General features: G+C 55.7%; 17 protein-coding genes. 4 read left to right on the plus strand and 13 right to left on the minus strand.

Annotated features, from left to right (window positions below; translation table 11 throughout):
• Positions 1–73 precede the first annotated feature (73 nt).
• The 12 genes from trpS to HMPREF3178_RS26135 all read right to left on the minus strand — a co-directional run bounded on the left by trpS (position 74) and on the right by HMPREF3178_RS26135 (position 10,058).
• Entirely contained in the window at positions 74–1,078 is a 1,005-nt protein-coding gene (gene trpS, locus HMPREF3178_RS26080; protein WP_004115985.1) for a tryptophan--tRNA ligase, read from the minus strand.
• A 3-nt stretch (positions 1,079–1,081) separates the two neighbouring features.
• The gene (gene gph, locus HMPREF3178_RS26085) at positions 1,082–1,831 is read right to left on the minus strand and encodes a phosphoglycolate phosphatase (RefSeq protein ID WP_004106435.1); all 750 of its coding nucleotides are present in this window, start codon (positions 1,829–1,831) and stop codon (positions 1,082–1,084) included.
• Entirely contained in the window at positions 1,824–2,501 is a 678-nt protein-coding gene (rpe, locus tag HMPREF3178_RS26090) for a ribulose-phosphate 3-epimerase (RefSeq protein WP_004106437.1), read from the minus strand. Before rpe ends, gph begins: the two co-directional genes overlap by 8 nt.
• Before the next feature lie 17 nt (positions 2,502–2,518).
• Positions 2,519–3,346: an adenine-specific DNA-methyltransferase gene (gene dam, locus HMPREF3178_RS26095; RefSeq protein ID WP_004106438.1), complete on the minus strand. Its 828-nt coding sequence runs from the start codon at positions 3,344–3,346 to the stop codon at positions 2,519–2,521.
• 78 nt (positions 3,347–3,424) lie between these two features.
• Entirely contained in the window at positions 3,425–4,735 is a 1,311-nt protein-coding gene (gene damX / locus HMPREF3178_RS26100) for a cell division protein DamX (protein ID WP_017145322.1), read from the minus strand.
• 84 nt (positions 4,736–4,819) lie between these two features.
• Complete coding sequence (aroB, locus tag HMPREF3178_RS26105; RefSeq protein ID WP_017145321.1) at positions 4,820–5,914, minus strand: 3-dehydroquinate synthase; 1,095 nt, start codon at positions 5,912–5,914, stop codon at positions 4,820–4,822.
• 54 nt (positions 5,915–5,968) lie between these two features.
• Positions 5,969–6,490 carry a shikimate kinase AroK gene (aroK, locus tag HMPREF3178_RS26110; protein WP_004106441.1) on the minus strand — a complete coding sequence of 174 codons (522 nt, stop codon included), beginning with the start codon at positions 6,488–6,490 and terminating at the stop codon, positions 5,969–5,971.
• Positions 6,491–6,759: 269 nt separating this feature from the next.
• Entirely contained in the window at positions 6,760–8,001 is a 1,242-nt protein-coding gene (gene hofQ, locus HMPREF3178_RS26115) for a DNA uptake porin HofQ (RefSeq protein ID WP_017145320.1), read from the minus strand.
• Positions 7,910–8,317, minus strand: coding sequence for a HofP DNA utilization family protein (locus tag HMPREF3178_RS26120; RefSeq protein WP_032704790.1), 408 nt, complete (start codon positions 8,315–8,317; stop codon positions 7,910–7,912). Before HMPREF3178_RS26120 ends, hofQ begins: the two co-directional genes overlap by 92 nt.
• Entirely contained in the window at positions 8,307–8,747 is a 441-nt protein-coding gene (locus HMPREF3178_RS26125; protein WP_017145319.1) for a HofO family protein, read from the minus strand. The genes HMPREF3178_RS26120 and HMPREF3178_RS26125 overlap by 11 nt, the downstream gene beginning before the upstream one ends.
• Complete coding sequence (locus HMPREF3178_RS26130) at positions 8,731–9,270, minus strand: PilN domain-containing protein (RefSeq protein WP_004115993.1); 540 nt, start codon at positions 9,268–9,270, stop codon at positions 8,731–8,733. Before HMPREF3178_RS26130 ends, HMPREF3178_RS26125 begins: the two co-directional genes overlap by 17 nt.
• Positions 9,267–10,058: a type IV pilus biogenesis protein PilM gene (locus HMPREF3178_RS26135; RefSeq protein WP_004115994.1), complete on the minus strand. Its 792-nt coding sequence runs from the start codon at positions 10,056–10,058 to the stop codon at positions 9,267–9,269. Before HMPREF3178_RS26135 ends, HMPREF3178_RS26130 begins: the two co-directional genes overlap by 4 nt.
• A 117-nt stretch (positions 10,059–10,175) precedes the next feature.
• Here HMPREF3178_RS26135 and mrcA point away from each other — a divergent pair, with 117 nt between their 5' ends.
• The gene (mrcA, locus tag HMPREF3178_RS26140; RefSeq protein ID WP_017145318.1) at positions 10,176–12,734 is read left to right on the plus strand and encodes a peptidoglycan glycosyltransferase/peptidoglycan DD-transpeptidase MrcA; all 2,559 of its coding nucleotides are present in this window, start codon (positions 10,176–10,178) and stop codon (positions 12,732–12,734) included.
• Between the two features lie 159 nt (positions 12,735–12,893).
• Here mrcA and nudE read toward each other — a convergent pair whose 3' ends face one another.
• A complete protein-coding gene (nudE, locus tag HMPREF3178_RS26145) occupies positions 12,894–13,454 on the minus strand; it encodes an ADP compounds hydrolase NudE (protein ID WP_004106453.1) in 561 nt (186 codons plus the stop codon).
• A gap of 330 nt (positions 13,455–13,784) precedes the next feature.
• On the opposite strand from nudE, the gene HMPREF3178_RS26150 reads away from it, so the two are divergent.
• The 3 genes from HMPREF3178_RS26150 to hslR are packed head-to-tail and all read left to right on the plus strand — an operon-like array spanning position 13,785 to position 17,056.
• Positions 13,785–15,914, plus strand: a complete 2,130-nt coding sequence (locus HMPREF3178_RS26150; protein ID WP_004106455.1) for an intracellular growth attenuator family protein — start codon at positions 13,785–13,787, stop codon at positions 15,912–15,914.
• 60 nt (positions 15,915–15,974) lie between these two features.
• Complete coding sequence (gene yrfG, locus HMPREF3178_RS26155) at positions 15,975–16,658, plus strand: GMP/IMP nucleotidase (protein ID WP_017145316.1); 684 nt, start codon at positions 15,975–15,977, stop codon at positions 16,656–16,658.
• Positions 16,655–17,056 (plus strand): ribosome-associated heat shock protein Hsp15, encoded by a 402-nt coding sequence (hslR, locus tag HMPREF3178_RS26160; RefSeq protein ID WP_004115998.1) that lies wholly within the window; start codon positions 16,655–16,657, stop codon positions 17,054–17,056. Before yrfG ends, hslR begins: the two co-directional genes overlap by 4 nt.

Below are 17,056 nucleotides of genomic sequence, written 5' to 3' on the forward strand. Positions count from 1 at the left end.
ATGGCATCAGCGATTACCAATGAAAAAGCCGGATGTTTTGCACCCGGCTTTTATTGCTCAACCACCTAACCCATCAGGGTTTGGCGACGAAACCAATCGCTTCGTAAACCGCTTTCAGGGTCACGGAAGCGCGAGCGCTGGCTTTCTCTGCGCCCTCTTTCATGACCTGATTAAGGAAGGCTTCATCACTGCGGAATCGGTGATAGCGCTCCTGCAGTTCGGTCAGCATACCGGAAACGGCTTCTGCCACCTCACCCTTCAGATGACCATACATTTTGCCTTCAAAATGCTGCTCCAGCTCTGGAATGCTCTGACCGGTAACCGCAGAGAGAATATCCAGCAGGTTGGAAACGCCCGCTTTGTTCTGGATGTCGTAGCGAACAACCGGCGGCTCGTCGGAGTCGGTGACCGCGCGTTTGATCTTCTTCACTACCGATTTCGGGTCTTCCAGCAGACCGATAACGTTGTTGCGGTTATCATCTGACTTGGACATCTTTTTGGTCGGCTCCAGCAGCGACATCACGCGCGCGCCGGATTTGGGAATAAACGGTTCCGGAACTTTAAACACGTCGCCATAGATAGCGTTGAAACGCTGGGCGACATCGCGGCTCAGTTCCAGGTGCTGCTTCTGGTCTTCGCCAACCGGGACCTGGTTAGTCTGATACAGCAGAATGTCGGCAGCCATCAATACCGGATAGTCAAACAGACCGGCGTTAATGTTTTCCGCATAGCGCGATGACTTGTCTTTAAACTGGGTCATACGGCTCAGTTCGCCGAAATAGGTGTAGCAGTTCAGCGCCCAGCCCAGCTGCGCATGCTCAGGCACGTGGGACTGAACAAAAATGGTGCTTTTTTTCGGGTCGATACCGCACGCCAGATACAGCGCAAGCGTATCCAGCGTCGCCTTACGCAGCTGCTGCGGATCCTGACGGACGGTAATCGCGTGCTGGTCAACGATGCAGTAAATGCAGTGGTAATCGTCCTGCATGTTTACCCACTGACGCAGCGCACCCATATAGTTGCCAATGGTCAATTCACCTGAGGGCTGTGCGCCACTAAAAACGATGGGCTTGGTCATTTTTTATTCCTGATTTTCACTGTACGGTAGCCCGAAAGCGGGCAAGAGTTCATTAAATTGGTCAAAGATATAATCCGGCTCACTCAACGAAATCGGCTCGCCGTAGTTGTAGCCGTAGGTCAATCCGATAGAGCAGCAGCCGGCGGCCTTCGCGGCCTGAATATCATTGCGCGAGTCGCCAACGAACAGCAGCTCTGCGGGCGCCAGCCCCAGTTTCTCCGCGACCATCAGCAGCGGTTCCGGGTGCGGTTTTTTGTTTTTTACGTCATCGCCGCCGATAACAACGGTAAAATATTTGGCGATATCCAGCGACGACAGAATTGGCGCGACAAACGGCGTTGGCTTATTGGTCACCAGCGCCAGCGGCAGGCCTTTTGCGTGCAGCGCGCCCAGCGTATCGGCAACGGCAGGAAACAAAAAGCTCCCCTCTTCCGCCACTTCGCCATAGTAGCGATCGAACAACTTGCGCAAAATGGCCTGTTGCTCAGCCTGCGGGATATCATCATGATCGACGGAAGGTTTGCCCTGCGCCGCTCTGAGCGTCGCGCGCTCCTGACGAGCCCAGGTCAGGGCCCGCTGGATGAGTACGTCAGCGCCGTTACCAATCCAGGTCACGACTCGCTCTTCGCCCGCCATCGGGAGTTCCAGCGCATACAGGGCGTTATCAACGGCAGCGGTCAATCCCGGCGCGCTGTCCACCAGCGTTCCGTCGAGATCAAACGCCACACCGCGAATGTTGTGTAACTTATCCATGGCTAACCTTTGCTAATTCACTACGCATTTGTTCAACGACTTTTTTGTAGTCCGGCTGATCGAAAATAGCCGAGCCAGCAACAAACATATCCGCACCGGCAGCAGCAATCTCAGCGATATTGCTCACTTTTACACCGCCATCCACTTCCAGACGGATGTCGTAGCCGGATTCATCAATGCGACGACGAACTTCACGCAGTTTATCCAGGGTATGCGGAATAAAGGACTGACCACCAAAGCCAGGGTTGACGGACATCAACAGAATGACATCCAGCTTATCCATCACGTAATCGAGGTAGCTCAGGGAGGTCGCCGGGTTAAATACCAGGCCGGCTTTACAGCCGTGCTCTTTGATAAGCTGCAGCGTACGGTCAACGTGTTCGGAAGCTTCCGGATGGAAAGTAATGATGCTGGCGCCCGCGGCGGCAAAATCAGGGATGATGCGGTCAACCGGCTTGACCATCAAATGCACATCAATCGGCGCGGTGATACCGTAATTTCGCAGTGATTTCAGCACCATCGGACCAATGGTCAGATTCGGCACGTAGTGGTTGTCCATCACGTCAAAGTGCACAACATCCGCACCCGCAGCCAACGCATTGGCGGTATCCTCGCCCAGACGGGCAAAATCAGCCGACAGAATCGAAGGGGCAATCAAATACTGCTTCATCCGCATCTCCTTGAAATTTATTTGGTCTTGGGCGGACGGTACAGAGCCAGAAGCTCGTCCACCTTCTTACGTGTACCACCGTTACTGCTGATGCTGCGTCGAACCTTCACAATATGCGTCTCAGCGGCGTTTTTATACCACTCCTGAGTGAGCGGCGTGCGATGGTTGGAAATCAGCACTGGAATACGCTTTTTCATCAGCGATTCCGCTTTTTTAGCCAGCAGCTCCTGCTGCTCCTGGCTAAAGCTATTCGTATGATAGGCCGTGAAGTTAGCCGTTGACGACAGCGGCGCATAGGGCGGATCGCAGTAAACAACGGAACGGTGATCTGCCCGCTTCATGCACTCTTCATAAGATTCACAATGAAACTCGGCATGCTGCGCCTTCTCCGCGAAATGATACAGTTCAGCTTCGGGAAAATAGGGCTTTTTATAACGGCCAAAGGGTACGTTGAACTCCCCGCGCAGGTTGTAGCGACACAGACCATTGTAGCCATGACGGTTCAGATACAGGAACAGCACCGCGCGGCGCAGCGGCTCCTGGCTCTGGTTAAACTCGTCGCGAAACAGATAATACTGTTCAGCAACGTTGTTCTCAGGCGTAAACATCTCTCGCGCCGCCGCAACGTACTCATCGGTTTGCAGTTTGACGATGTTATACAGATCGATCAAATCACTATTGATATCAGCGAGGATATAACGAGAAAAGTCGGTATTAAGAAATACCGACCCGGCGCCCACGAAAGGCTCAATCAAGCAGTCGCCCTGCGGCAAGTGCTTTTTAATATCATCAAGCAGGGGGTATTTGCCCCCTGCCCATTTCAGAAAAGCGCGATTCTTTTTCATGCTGCCTAACTAATTACACATTCTCCGGCTGTGGAGAAAGCTCCGACAGCATCCAGCGCTTCAGACTACACTGCGGCATTATTTCAGGTCAGACTGAACCTGATGCAGCGGTTTTGCCCACGGATTTTTCGCCTGTACATCTGCTGGCAGCGTAGCAACGGCACGTTTCGCTTCATCTTTTGAAGCGTAAATACCGCTCACCAGCACATACCAGGGCTGACCGTTACGCGTAGTCTCGTAGACAACATATTTCTCCAGCTTCTCTTTCTTCGCCCAACTGTTAAGGTTGTTGTAGTTAGAAGAGCTGCTGAGCTGCAGCGTATAGTGGCCGGACGGCGCAGACTTCATCGAACCAACATCACCAGCGCTTTTACCCGTAGTCGCCGCTGTTGCTGCCGGAGCGGCAGCTGCAGTCGCAGCCGGAGCAGTAGATGCTGTCGCGGTGGTCGCCGCAGGAGCGGTAGTCGCAGCCGGTTTAGCCTGTGCGGTAGCGGTAGGCTTAGTGGTCGGCTGAGTTTTTGCCGGGGCCGTAGCTGCGACGCTTTCTGTACGCTTAGGCTGAACCGGAACCTGTTTCGGCTGCGTCGGCGCTTTCGCCGTGGCCTGCGGTTTTGGTTCGATAACCGTATGCTTACGCTCAGCCGGACGCGGCGCTGCCGCCGTCTGACGCTCGGTAGTGGCCTGACGCGGGGCGGCGCCATTGCGCAGCGGCGCAACGGTAGCAGGTTCTGTAGGCAGAGTAGAGTTGGCTACCGCGCTATCAATTTGCCCCTGCTGCTGGGTCAGCGCGTTATTCAGGTCACCCTGAACCTCAACGCGCTGCTGCCCTTGTGGTTCAGCCGTCGCCTGCCCTTGAGTCGGGTTAGACGCGATGGGCGGCAGAGAGACATCCTGCGATTGCGCGTTGTTTGCCGCAGAGGAGTCCTGGGCCGCTGGCTGGGTATTATTGTCCTGATCTCCGGACAAGTTGATGCTCTTCTCGCCGGAAGCGGTTTGCTCGTTGGATGAGGATGGTGATTTCAGCGCGGAACCAACGCCAACGATCAGCAGCAGCAGAACGAGGATGCCCACGCCCATCATGATGTACTGACGGGAGGCCGGTTTTGCCGGCGCTTTCTTACGCTTACGCGGACGACGCTCAACCTGACGCTCTTCGTCATCGCCTTCGTCAGACTCTACTTCTTCTTCGTACTCTTCATACTGCTCTTCATCGCGCTCACGGCGTGCTTTGCTGCCGCGCGTCGGGCGACCATCGTCAGCATCATCAAGATCGACATCATCAAAATTGATTTGCGGATCGGCATCACGCTCTGAAGACTGACGAGAACGACCAGTACGACGATCGCTGCGATCGGCTTTCATATCGTCTTCTGGTTTTAATTCATCCATTTAACACCCCACTAAAAGGCTTATGCTCACGACTATTGCATGTCACCCGAAATGATAACGCCGCGCGAACGCGGCCAGACCTTCTTATTGTTGCGCCTGCTGAGCATCAGCAATCGCGCCAAGAACAACATCATGCGGTACTCCGCCGCGTATCTCGCTCTTCCCTATCGCGAGGGGTAGCACCAGCCGCATCTCGCCTGCCAGTACTTTTTTATCACGCATCATGTGGGGCAAATACGCGTCAGCTGTCATCTCCTGCGGCCCGCACACCGGCAGGCCTGCACGTTGCAGCAGATGGATAATTCGCTGCGTATCCTGCGGATTAAACCGCCCCAAACGCTCGGACGCATGCGCCGCCATCACCATACCGGCAGCAACCGCTTCACCATGTAACCAATTACCGTAGCCCATTTCAGCTTCGATAGCATGACCAAAAGTATGGCCAAGATTGAGTAAAGCACGTAACCCGGTTTCGCGCTCGTCGGCAGCGACAACTTCAGCTTTCAGCTCACAACAGCGACGGATACAGTACGCCATCGCTTTTTCATCCAGCGCCATCAGTGCATCAATATTATTTTCCAGCCAGTCGAAAAATTCGCCGTCAAGAATCACGCCGTACTTGATCACTTCAGCCAGACCGGAAGAGAGCTCACGCTTCGGCAGCGTTTTAAGGCAGTTGAGATCGACAACAACGGAAACTGGCTGCCAGAAGGCGCCAATCATGTTTTTACCGAGAGGGTGGTTGACGGCCGTTTTGCCGCCCACCGAAGAGTCCACCTGCGACAGCAGAGTGGTAGGAACCTGAATAAAGCGCACGCCACGCTGGTAGCTGGCGGCGGCAAATCCGGTTAAATCACCGATCACCCCACCGCCGAGCGCCACTAGCGTCGTGTCGCGGCCGTGTGGTTTTTGCAATAGCGCGGTAAAAACAGTATCCATCACCGCCAGGCTTTTAAACTGCTCGCCGTCGGGAAGAATCACGCTATCGACTTTTACTCCCGCTTGCTCAAGTACGGAGCGTACGGTATCCAGATAAAGCGGCGCCAGCGTTTCATTGGTGACCAGCATAACCTGATCGCCTGATTTCAGTGGCAGGAAGGAAGCTGGATCGTTAAACAAACCAGCCGCGATGGTAATCGGGTAACTACGTTCCCCGAGGGTTACAGTAAGCCTCTCCATAACGCGACGTCCACCTCAGTTGCTTTTACTCTGACGCACTTTATTAAGCCAGAATCAATTGCTTTCCAGCATATGAATAATCTGGTTTGCTACCACTTTCGCGCTTTGATCGTCAGTGCGGATAGTGACATCAGCAATCTCTTCGTACAGTGGATTGCGCTCATCTGCCAACGCTTCCAGAACTTCGCGAGGCGGCGCATCAACTTGTAACAAAGGACGCTTTTTATCGCGCTGCGTACGGGCAAGCTGCTTTTCGATAGTTGTTTCCAGGTACACCACCACGCCGCGGGCGGAGAGACGGTTACGCGTTTCACGGGATTTTACAGAGCCACCGCCGGTTGCCAGCACGATTCCCTGTTTTTCCGTCAACTCATTGATGATTTTTTCTTCACGGTCGCGGAAGCCGTCTTCGCCTTCTACATCAAAGACCCAACCCACATCTGCGCCAGTGCGTTTCTCAATTTCTTGATCGGAATCGTAAAATTCCATGTTGAGCTGTTGGGCTAACTGGCGCCCAATAGTGCTTTTGCCGGCACCCATAGGCCCAACCAGAAAGATATTGCGTTTCTCTGCCATTTTTTCGGTACTACTAAGACTATTCGTTAATGGTAAACCCGCTTCGCAGACACCCAGCGCAGCAGGACATGAACTGAAACCTCATATGCAATAGAGCGAGAGTCAGACTAAAAATTATCTCAATACTCCGGCTGGTTTGGCAACAGAATAAATCACCGGACAAGAAAGGGAGGATTGATGTCGTACCCGACTCTCAAATCGGTACCCCTTGTATGCTAAATCCGTCCTCACGTCAAACACCTGAAACGTGTTTAGCATGAAAAACCCGCTTAATGCACTGCCAGAATACGTGGAGTGATGAAGACAACCAGTTCACGTCGTTCGTTATCCTTGCCGTCGCGGCGAAACAGTTGGCCAAACCAGGGGATGTCGCTAAGGAGAGGAATACCCTCGCGAGAAGTTTTATTTTTTTGCGCAAAGATACCGCCTAAAGCCAGGGTCTCGCCGCTTTTAACCTCTACCTGAGTTTCTATTTCTTGTTTATCAATAGCCAATACTTCGCCATTATCCTGTTTGAGCACCTGGCCCGGCGTATTTTCGCTAATTCTGAGTTTTAAACGTACGCGGTTTTGATGTAACACCGTCGGCGTTACCTCCATCCCCAGCACCGCCTCTTTAAACTCCACAGAGGTTGCGCCGCTTTCGCCGCTGGAGACCTGATAAGGTATCTCGCTTCCTTGCTTAATGCTGGCGGGCTGCATATGCGAAGCCAGCAGTCGAGGGCTGGCGATGATGTCTACCTGCTGCTTCCGCTCAAGCGCGGAGAGCTCCAGCTCCAGAAGCCGCCCGCTGATGCGGCCGATGTTAAACCCGGCCCTTGTACTGGCATCCCCTACCGCCAGGTTGCTGCTCAAGGTGGTTAACTTACCCGAGCCTGGCGGGCTGCTCGCTTCTGCCAGGCTCCATTTAACGCCCAGTTCCCGCAGGCTGGTTTCGCTCATTGAAACGATATGCGCCGCCAGCTCGACCTGACCTACGGGTACATCCATCTCCTGGGCCCATGCTTTTAACGCCGGAAGGTGCCGGGCATCATCTCGAATCAACAGACGGTTGGTTCGCTTATCGACCGTCAGATGTCCGCGAGCGCTCAGCAATTTTTCGCCGGCTTTAGCCAGATCCTCCGCATCAGCATAGCGAAGGGTCACGCTATGCCCCTGCAAAGGGAGATTCTGCAGAAGCTTTGCTCTTTCCGCCTCAAGGTTCATCTGCTGCGCCTTTTGCCACGCCTGGGTGTGTACGTAGAGAACCGAACCTTGCTGAGTAAGGGTCAAACCGGCGCTGTCGATCACCGATCGCAACGCCTGCAGCCAGGGAACCTCATTCAGATGAAGAGATACCGAGCCGCTGACGTCAGGTGCGATCACGAGATTTTTTTGCTTTAGCTCCGCCAACGACTGGAGTACCTGAGCCACCGGGGCATCATCGATGACCAGCGACACGGGAAGATCCTTTTTTGCCGCGTCGCCCATCAGCGGCAGGAGCAGAAAAAGCAGGCTTATCCATCGCATCATTCTTTATTCCCTTTCGCAGCCAGACCCACTGTGCAGGTTCACACCCGGGGCCGGTTAATATGGTTATTTTCTCTGCCGTCAGCAGCGTCACCCGCCAGCCCGCGGGTAAAATCGTCTCCGTCCTCACCCGACGCCACTTCCCGGCGCTATCCTGCAAAATGCCAATAAGCGCCAGCGGGTCGCCGACAGCTCCGCCATAGCGCCACTGGCTAAGCTGCGCCGTCCGGCAGCGATCCACCGGGGGGCGGAACGGATCGCGTTCCACCGCCAGCAGCGGAAGTGGGAACAGCAGCCAGTACCACCATTTAAGGCGCATCTTCCGCCCCCAGATGCAAAGTCAACCGTAGAGCCTGTTTTTCCGGCTGCACAGAGAAAGCCGTAGCTCGCATCCCGCAGCGGGCAAGCCAGGAAAAGAGCGCAGGCACCGCTTGCCAGTCAGCCTCCAGCTGCATCTCGCCCCCGCCGCCCATCGGCCGCCAGGCGATAAGCGCCACCCCAGCCACCGGGAGCTCAATGGGAGAAAATGGCTGGGTCGCTGCGTCATCTATTCCGGCGGCACGTAGCGCGCTCACCAGCGACAGCAGTTTTCGCCACTGCATCTGTATGCGCGGCGAGAGCTCCACTGGCGTTTCTGTCTGGGAAGTCAGCATGAGCCAGCGCCCGATTGCGGCAATCAGAACCAGCAGGAGAGGTATTGCTAACAGACTTTTACGCTCCGCCAGCAAGCGTTCAATGCTCCCCCGCATGTTCGTCCTCTCCAACCATGGAAAAGTGAAATAGCCAGCGCCCTTCGCTATCGCGGTGCGTTTCCCCTGCCTTTGCCGGAAGAAAACCGCTAATGTTTGCCAGCGCCTTTTCCAGCGCGGCTAACCCTTTAAGATTCAACGTTAGCCCGCTCAGCGACAGAGCGTTCTGGCGGTATTCCAGATGGGTTAACCAGGCATCTTCCGGCATACGCGCCGCTATCTCCTGCAGCCTTGGCTGCCACGCGGCGGTTTTTTCGCGCCGCAGGCGGCGCAGGCGCTGTTGCTCCCTGTGCTGTAGCTGCTGACGCATGGTGCGCTCACGCTGCTGTAATGCGCTGTAAAGCTGGTTATCAGCGTTTAGCTTAACGGTTGCCAGCCAGTGAGCGGCCCGTTTGTTGAGCCGTGGGGCAAGCAGCGCCGCAAGCAGGATAAGCAGTAAACCGACGCTCACCAGGCCGCCTATGCGCAGGCGCTGTTTTCGCCGCGTTTCGCGCCAGGGAAGAAAGTTGACGATGTGGCTCATAGCTGGCGCGCTCCCAGCGCCAACCCCAGAGCAACGGTATAGCTGTCGCCGCAGCTCGGCAGAGGCGGCTGCAGGCGATCGATGACGCTCCAGGCGTCAAAGCTCTGCCCGTCGCACGGCGCTGAAGTGCAGAGACGAAATGCTCCGGCGTTTACCCGGGAAACCATGTGGGGAAAAGAGGGAGCGTCGCTGCACAAACAGTATCCCCAGTTCTCGGCGGTTGCCCAAAGCCAGCTCGCTTCGTCGCGCCACGCCAGCCCCTGCGTTTCAACCGGCAGCCAGGGGATAAAAGCGCTAAGCGCGCTGGCATCCGGGACAATCCCCACCACTCTTAACCTGAGGCGGGTTGCCAGCCGGCATAGCGCGTTGACGTCTAAGCGCTGCGCAGCGGTAACCCGCCAGCCATCGACCGCAGCAGATTGGGCATAATCGACGCACAGCGAAGAGGCGGGCATTTCCAGCTGCTGCGCCATGGCGCTGGTTATCCATGTCGCCTGCTCGCTTTCTCTTAATGAAATCTGCGGACGCGGGAGCTGCTTCTGCAGCGTTCGCGCCGCCGGGAAGGCAATGCAGACTTGATGCTGCAAAGGCAGCTCCCGCCGCCAGCTTTGCAACTGGTGGGCCAGCGACTCAACGTCCACTACCATCCCCTGACGCACGGTGCCGGGCATTAATGGGATATTCCACCAGCGGCGCAGCGCCCAGCGTGAGCGCTCATGCAACAACGCGACAATAGCAATATGGTCCTGCTGAATATGCATTCCTATGCGCCAGTTTCTAAAAGCCATGCCTACGATCTCCTTATCAGCCGATATGCTTCGCTATATCAATGCTCCAGGCTTGCCTTTATACTACTGCGCGTTTGTTTATAAACTGCCCAATGAAAACTAAATGAGAAATCTCCGGTGAAGTTCGTAAAGTATCTTTTTATCCTTGCAGTCTGTTGCGTACTGCTGGGAGCAGGCTCGATTTTTGGTCTCTATAAATATATAGAGCCGCAGCTCCCCGACGTCGCAACGCTGAAGGATGTGCGCCTGCAAATCCCGATGCAGGTCTATAGCGCGGATGGCGAGCTGATCGCGCAATATGGCGAAAAACGCCGTATTCCCGTCACGCTGCAGCAAATGCCGCCTGAGCTGATTAAAGCGTTTATCGCCACCGAAGATAGCCGTTTTTATGAGCATCATGGCGTTGACCCTGTCGGGATTTTCCGCGCCGCCAGCGTCGCGATGTTCTCCGGTCACGCCTCGCAGGGCGCCAGTACGATTACCCAACAGCTGGCGCGTAACTTCTTCCTGAGCCCCGAAAAAACGTTGATGCGTAAGGTGAAAGAGGCCTTCCTCGCGATCCGCATCGAGCAGTTACTCAATAAAGATGAAATTCTTGAGCTGTACCTGAACAAAATCTATCTTGGCTATCGCGCCTACGGCGTCGGCGCGGCCGCGCAGGTCTACTTTGGCAAATCCGTCGATCAGCTTACGCTGAGCGAGATGGCGGTGATTGCAGGCCTGCCTAAAGCGCCGTCAACCTTTAACCCGCTCTATTCCATGGATCGTGCAACCGCCCGCCGCAACGTTGTTCTCTCGCGTATGCTGAGCGAAGGCTACATCACGCAGGCGCAGTACGATCAGGCGCGTAGCCAGCCTATTGACGCAAGCTACCATACCCCGGAAATCGCCTTCTCCTCGCCGTATCTCAGCGAAATGGTGCGTCAGGAGATGGTCAGCCGCTACGGCGAGCAGGCTTATGAAGACGGCTATCGTGTCTACACCACCATCACCCGTAAAAATCAGCAGGCAGCCCAGCAGGCGGTGCGGAATAACGTGCTGGATTACGATATGCGCCACGGCTATCGCGGGCCGGAAAAGGTGCTGTGGAAAGTGGGTGAAACGCCGTGGGATAACCAGAAAATCATCGATACCCTGAAAAAAATCCCAGGCTCCGGACCGCTCTCTCCGGCGGTTATCACTTCGGCAAATCCGCAGGAAGCCGTCGCGCTACTGAGCAACGGAACCTCGGTGTCGCTGAATATGGAAGGCGTCCGCTGGGCGCGGCGCTTTATCTCCGATACTCAACAGGGCGCCACGCCGCGTAAGGTGAACGATGTCGTGCAGACCGGACAACAGGTCTGGGTTCGCCAGGTAGGCAACAGCTGGTGGCTGGCGCAGGTGCCGGACGTCAACTCGGCGCTGGTATCGATCAACCCGCAAAACGGGGCGATCATTGCGCTGGTCGGCGGTTTCGATTTCAACCAAAGCAAGTTCAACCGCGCCACTCAAGCGCTGCGTCAGGTTGGCTCTAACATTAAACCGTTCCTCTACACCGCGGCGATGGATAAAGGCCTGACCCTGGCGAGCATGCTCAACGACGTGCCGATTTCCCGCTGGGATGCCGGTTCCGGCTCCGACTGGCGGCCGAAAAACTCCCCGCCGCAGTATGCGGGTCCTATCCGCCTGCGCCAGGGTTTGGGTCAATCAAAGAACGTGGTAATGGTCCGCGCGATGCGGGCTATGGGCGTGGATTACGCGGCTGAGTATCTGCAGCGCTTCGGCTTCCCGGCGCAGAACATCGTGCGGACCGAATCACTGGCCCTGGGCTCCGCATCGTTCACGCCGCTGCAGGTTGCGCGCGGCTACTCGGTTATGGCTAACGGCGGTTTCCTGGTTAGCCCTTATTTCATCAGCAAAATCGAGAACGATCAGGGCGGCGTCATTTTTGAAGAGCGGCCAAAAATTGCCTGCCCACAGTGCAATATTCCGGTGATTTACGGCGATACGCCGAAGTCTGATGTGCTGGAAAATAAAGACGTTGAGGACGTAGCGACCTCGCAGGATCCGCAAAATCCCGGCGTTCCTCCGCAGCCGCAGCTGGCGCAGGCAAACCAGTCTCTGGTCGCGCAAAGTGGCGCTCCGGAGTATGCGCCGCACGTGATCAACACGCCGCTGGCGTTCCTGATTAAAAGCGCCCTCAACACCAATATCTTCGGCGAACCCGGCTGGATGGGTACCGGCTGGCGAGCAGGCCGCGACCTGCAGCGTCACGATATCGGCGGCAAAACCGGGACCACTAACAGCTCAAAAGATGCGTGGTTCTCCGGCTATGGCCCTGGCGTGGTGACATCGGTATGGATTGGCTTTGACGACCACCGTCGCGATCTCGGCCGCACCACCGCCTCCGGCGCCATCAAAAATCAGATATCGGGCTACGAAGGTGGCGCCAAAAGCGCTCAGCCGGCCTGGGATGATTTTATGAAAAGGGTGCTGGAAGGCGTACCGGAAGAGCCGCTCACGCCGCCGCCGGGCATTATTACGGTCAACATTGACCGCAGCACCGGTCAGTTAGCCAGCGGCGGGAACAGCCGCGCAGAGTACTTTATTGAGGGAACTCAACCTACCCAGCAGGCCGTTCACGAAGTGGGCACCACCATCACCGATGGCGGGGGCGAGTCTCACGAACTGTTCTGACAAAAAAAGCGCCTGCGGGCGCTTTTTTCTTTGGCTGATGGTCACCATTTTAGAGACGTTGCCCGCCGCCTAGCCAGGCGGCTGGCGCCTTACCCGCCCAGGCGGTGCGGTACAGGCATTCACGCCGCAGGCAACGGGCGTTTTTTACCTGCGAGTGCGTTAAAGTCGCCCCTGAGCCTGAAGCCATTCCCGCAGCAGGAACAGCGCGCTCACGTTACGGGCTTCGTTGAAGTCTTCTTCATCAAGCAGCGTCATCAGCTGCGATAGCGGCCAGCGAACCTGCGGCAGCGGCTCTGGCTCATCGCCAGGCAGCGATTCCGGATACAGATCTTCCGCCACCAGGATATTCATCTTGCTGGAGAAATAGGACGGAGCCATGCTGAGCTTTTTCAAAAACGTCAGCTTTTGCGCGCCAAATCCGACCTCTTCTTTCAGTTCGCGGTTGGCGGCTTCCATAACGCTTTCGCCAGGATCGATCAGGCCTTTCGAAAAGCCCAGCTCATAGGACTCGGTACCAACAGCGTATTCGCGAATCAGGATTATGTGGTCATCGACAATCGGCACAATCATCACGGCTTCACGGGTAGAAGGCCGCATCCGTTCATATACGCGGCGCACCCCGTTGCTGAACTCAAGGTCCACGCTTTCAACATTAAAAAGGCGCGAGCGCGCGACTGTTTCAACGTTGAGAATGGTGGGTTTTTGTAATGATTTGCTCATTGTCATCGGTCTATGCTGTGATTACAGAGGGCATTGTGCGATACGCAGCACGGTTTCGGCAATCCAATTCGCCACTAATTTACATAGTTGCAACCTTTTCGTTTTGAAACCTATTATCACAAAGACTCAAAAGTCAATAGGTTGACCAGTATTTGAGAATATACCGATTCCTGGATTTTAACGTTTTTGATAAGGTTGTATGCTGCTGCATTGCACAATAAATGTTCCCGCTTTGACAGGATAAGTGCCGATGGCAACGGCTGTTTTACCTGCATGATGAATGGCAACCGACGATACCAATAAGAAAAGAATAACTATGATGGGATGGGCATGGGCACCTTTCTGATATTTTTGTTAGCTCTGCTAATCTGCGCATTGCTTATCGGGTGGTGGTATCGCTCGCATGCCAGACGTCGCCGCCTGCCGCTGCTGCACGCCTTTAGCGATGCCGCTACGCGCAACCTCTCCGATGAAGAGCGCAGCGCCGTAGAAAAATACCTCGAAAGTCTCAGCCGCAACCAGCAGTTGCCAGCTTCAGGCGCCAGTACCGCGCCGCTAAACCTGATGCTGAACGAACAGAGCGATACCGTTTATAGCGTTACCCGAGCGATCACTCGCTACGGCATCACCACGGACGATCTCAACAAATGGCGCTACTTCCTTGATTCAGTAGAAATTCATCTGCCCCCATTCTGGGAGCAACATATTAATGACGAGAACAGCGTCGAATTAATCTCCACCACGAGCCTACCGCTGGTGATTGCGCTTAACGGGCAGACGCTGAGCGACTATCCGCAGGAGTCCCGTGGTTTCGCCCTTGAACAAGCCCCGGCGACCCAGGCATCTATCCGCGGGGAAGAGAGCGAACAAATTGAGCTGCTCAACATCCGCCCGGAAACGCCCGAAGAGCACGCACTGAGCCGCCCCGACGGCCTTCGCGAAGCTATTCTGGCAGTCTCCGCGTTCCTGCTGTTTTATTGTAGCCTGATCGCCCCCGACGTCTTTTCGCCTTGGCTTCTCGGCGGCGGTATACTGCTACTTCTTGCCAGCGTATGGGGAATCTACGCGCCGCCGCGCAAAACGTCGCTGCGGGAAATTCATTGTTTGCGCGGTATGCCTAAACGCTGGGGGTTGTTTGGTGAAAACACCCAGGAGCATACCAACAATATTTCTCTCGGCATTATTGACCTCATCTACCCGCGCCACTGGCAACCGTGGATCGCGCAGGACCTTGGCCAGCAAACGGATATCGACATCTATCTCAGCCGCCATGTAGTCCGCCAGGGACGCTATCTGTCGCTGCACGATGAGGTTAAAAACTTCCCGCTTCAATACTGGCTTCGTAGCACGATTATCGCCCTGGGAGCACTACTGGTGGTTGTCATGCTGTGGGCCAGCGTTCCGCTAAACATGCCGTTTAAATTCACGCTGTCATGGCTAAAAGGCGCACAGACCATCGAAGCCACTACGGTCGCCCAGCTGGAGAAATCGAAAATTCGCATTGGCGATACGCTGCGCCTGAAAGGCTCGGGAATGTGTAACATTCACACCCCGGGCGCGTGGACAGCAAAAGAGAACTCGCCGTTTATGCCGTTCGATTGTTCACAAATCGTCTGGAATGATGCGCCTCCCCTGCCCCTGCCGGAGTCAGATATCGTCAGTAAGGCCGCCGCGCTGATGCAGACCGTTCAGCGCCAGCTCCACCCCGAATCCGATGACGATTCGCGGGTCAGCCCGGCGCTACGCTCCGCTATTCAGAAATCCGGCATGGTGCTGTTGGATGACTTTGGCGATATCGTCACCAAAACCAACGACCTGTGCTCTGCGAAAGACGATTGCGTTCGCCTGAAGAATGCGCTGGTTAACCTTGGTAACACCCGTAACTGGGAAACGCTGACCAAACGCGCCAGCGCGGGCAAACTGGACGGGGTTAACGTGCTGCTGCGTCCGGTAAGCGCGGAGTCGCTGGAGAATCTGGTTACCACCTCCACCGCGCCGTTCGTCAGTCGGGAAACCTCACGTGCCGCTCAGGCGCTGAATAGCCCGGCGCCTGGCGGTTTTCTGATTGCCAGCGATGAAGGCAGCGACTTGGTCAATCAGCCCTGGCCAAGCACCGGATTATACGACTTCCCTGCACACCAGCAGTGGAGTGAACTACGGCGCCTGGCGAGCATGTTGATGCACACGCCGTTCCAGGCTGAAGGTATCGTCACCAGCCTTTATACCGATGCTAACGGCACGCAGCATATCAACCTGCACCGTATCCCTGACCGCACTGGCCTGTGGCGCTACCTCGGGACAACGCTGCTGCTGCTGGCCATGCTGGGCTGCACGGCGTATCACGGCATCCAGGCTTTTCGTCGCTATCAGCGCCATCGCCAGCGCCAGGAAGAGATCCAGAAATACTACGAAAGCTGCCTGAATCCGGTTCTGCTCTCCTCGCCGGACCCGCAAGAATAATTCTCTGTACGGCGGGGTGTGATACCCTGTCGCGCAATTTCCCTTCGCTGGAGACTTACCATGCATTTTGATATCGCCTGGCAGGAGGTTGATACCGTTCTGCTGGATATGGACGGCACGCTGCTCGACCTCGCTTTCGACAACTACTTCTGGCAAAAACTGGTTCCCGTAACCTGGGGCGCCGCGCGCGGGCTCAACCTGCAGGAAGCCAGAGACGCGATGCGCCAGGAATATCATGCCGTGCAACATACGCTAAACTGGTACTGCCTGGACTACTGGAGCGAGCGCCTGGGTTTGGATATTTGTGCGATGACCAGCGAGCAGGGGCCAAGGGCGACGCTGCGTGATGATACCGTGCCTTTCCTTGAGGCGCTTAAAACCAGCGGTAAGCGCCGGATTTTGCTGACTAACGCGCATCCGCACAATCTGGCGGTGAAGCTAAAACATACCGGGCTGGATGCGCACCTTGATTTATTGCTTTCCACCCACACATTTGGTTATCCGAAAGAAGATCAGCGTCTGTGGCACGCTGTGGCTGAAGAGACCGGCTTCGACGCGCGTAATACGCTCTTCGTCGACGATAACGAGGCGATTCTGGACGCGGCGGCGGAGTTTGGCATCCGCTATTGCCTGGGCATCACCAACCCAGATTCCGGACTGGCGGAAAAAAGCTACGTTCGTCATCCCGGGTTGAATGACTACCGGCATCTGATCCCCTCGCTGACCCTACAGGAGAGGCCATGAAAGAAAAACCCGTCGTAGCCGTCAGGCTGGACAAATGGCTGTGGGCAGCCCGCATTTATAAAACCCGAGCGCTGGCGCGCGAGATGATTGAAGGCGGCAAGGTACACTACAACGGACAGCGTAGTAAGCCGGGAAAAGTGGTCGAACTCAACGCCACCCTGACGATCCGCCAGGGCAATGATGAACGCACTATCGTGGTAAAAGGCATTACCGAACAGCGCAGACCTGCCAGCGAAGCCGTCGCGCTCTATGAAGAGACGGCAGAGAGCATCGAGAAACGCGAGAAAATGGCGCTGGCGCGAAAAATGAACGCGCTAACCATGCCGCATCCCGACAGGCGTCCGGATAAGAAAGAGCGCCGCGACCTGATGAGATTTAAACACGGCGATAGTGAATAA

Source organism: Klebsiella sp. HMSC09D12 (genome assembly GCF_001808475.1).
Classification (GTDB): Bacteria; Pseudomonadota; Gammaproteobacteria; order Enterobacterales; family Enterobacteriaceae; genus Klebsiella; species Klebsiella oxytoca.

What these genes read in the sequence shown, in the direction of transcription:
- HMPREF3178_RS26130 (WP_004115993.1), bottom strand. Translation starts at nt 9,270, where the DNA reads ATGAGCCACATCGTCAACTTTCTTCCCTGGCGCGAAACGCGGCGAAAA.
- hslR (WP_004115998.1), top strand. Translation starts at nt 16,655, where the DNA reads ATGAAAGAAAAACCCGTCGTAGCCGTCAGGCTGGACAAATGGCTGTGG.
- HMPREF3178_RS26125 (WP_017145319.1), bottom strand. Translation starts at nt 8,747, where the DNA reads ATGCGGGGGAGCATTGAACGCTTGCTGGCGGAGCGTAAAAGTCTGTTA.
- hofQ (WP_017145320.1), bottom strand. Translation starts at nt 8,001, where the DNA reads ATGATGCGATGGATAAGCCTGCTTTTTCTGCTCCTGCCGCTGATGGGC.
- gph (WP_004106435.1), bottom strand. Translation starts at nt 1,831, where the DNA reads ATGGATAAGTTACACAACATTCGCGGTGTGGCGTTTGATCTCGACGGA.
- damX (WP_017145322.1), bottom strand. Translation starts at nt 4,735, where the DNA reads ATGGATGAATTAAAACCAGAAGACGATATGAAAGCCGATCGCAGCGAT.
- nudE (WP_004106453.1), bottom strand. Translation starts at nt 13,454, where the DNA reads ATGAGCAAATCATTACAAAAACCCACCATTCTCAACGTTGAAACAGTC.
- HMPREF3178_RS26120 (WP_032704790.1), bottom strand. Translation starts at nt 8,317, where the DNA reads ATGCGCCTTAAATGGTGGTACTGGCTGCTGTTCCCACTTCCGCTGCTG.
- dam (WP_004106438.1), bottom strand. Translation starts at nt 3,346, where the DNA reads ATGAAAAAGAATCGCGCTTTTCTGAAATGGGCAGGGGGCAAATACCCC.
- yrfG (WP_017145316.1), top strand. Translation starts at nt 15,975, where the DNA reads ATGCATTTTGATATCGCCTGGCAGGAGGTTGATACCGTTCTGCTGGAT.
- rpe (WP_004106437.1), bottom strand. Translation starts at nt 2,501, where the DNA reads ATGAAGCAGTATTTGATTGCCCCTTCGATTCTGTCGGCTGATTTTGCC.
- trpS (WP_004115985.1), bottom strand. Translation starts at nt 1,078, where the DNA reads ATGACCAAGCCCATCGTTTTTAGTGGCGCACAGCCCTCAGGTGAATTG.
- HMPREF3178_RS26150 (WP_004106455.1), top strand. Translation starts at nt 13,785, where the DNA reads ATGGGCACCTTTCTGATATTTTTGTTAGCTCTGCTAATCTGCGCATTG.
- HMPREF3178_RS26135 (WP_004115994.1), bottom strand. Translation starts at nt 10,058, where the DNA reads ATGGCTTTTAGAAACTGGCGCATAGGAATGCATATTCAGCAGGACCAT.
- aroB (WP_017145321.1), bottom strand. Translation starts at nt 5,914, where the DNA reads ATGGAGAGGCTTACTGTAACCCTCGGGGAACGTAGTTACCCGATTACC.
- aroK (WP_004106441.1), bottom strand. Translation starts at nt 6,490, where the DNA reads ATGGCAGAGAAACGCAATATCTTTCTGGTTGGGCCTATGGGTGCCGGC.